1 protein-coding gene is annotated in these 546 nt (G+C 72.9%); it reads left to right on the top strand.

The features are described from left to right. Positions 1-453, top strand: a 453-nt coding sequence (locus TSB10GB4_RS18020) for a transposase (protein ID WP_244570959.1), incomplete at its 5' end; no start/stop codon positions are given. Between the last annotated feature and the right edge of the window lie 93 nt (positions 454-546).

The following is a 546-nucleotide window of genomic DNA, read 5'->3' as shown; positions in this document are numbered from 1 at the left end:
GCCGTGCGCGACGACGACCTCGCCCGGCGGCTTAAGGCGATCCCTTCGGTGGGACCGGTGGGCGCGGCCTTGTTGACGATCAAGACGCCGGATCCGCGCGTGTTCGCCTCGGCCCGCGGGTTTGCGGCCTGGATGGGAGCGACGCCCAGGGACCATTCGAGCGGGGGCAAGCAGCGGCTGGGCGGGATCACCCGCGCCGGCGACGAGGCCCTGCGCGCGGTGCTGGTGGCGGGGGCGATGGCGGTGATCCGGCAGGCGCTGCGCAGCGGCAAGGCCAGCCCGTGGCTGGCACGCATGTTGGCGCGCAAGCCGGTCAAGCTCGTCGCGGTGGCGCTCGCCAACAAGACCGCCCGCATCGCCTGGAAGATGATGGTGAGCGGGGAGCGCTACGATCCCACGCGCGCCGCCACAGCCGCCACCGCCGCCGCCACCACAGCCACAGCACCGGCGTGACCGAAACCGCCGCACCGGAATGACAAACACGCCCGGCCACGCCGGCCGGGCTTGAGGGAGCGGCAAGCCGAGAGGGAGATGGAGCGTTCGATC

Source organism: Stappia sp. TSB10GB4 (assembly GCF_900185745.1).
Lineage (GTDB): Bacteria > Pseudomonadota > Alphaproteobacteria > Rhizobiales > Stappiaceae > Stappia.
Note: the sequence above shows the minus strand (reverse complement) of the source record. Positions and strands in the feature narration are given on the sequence as shown.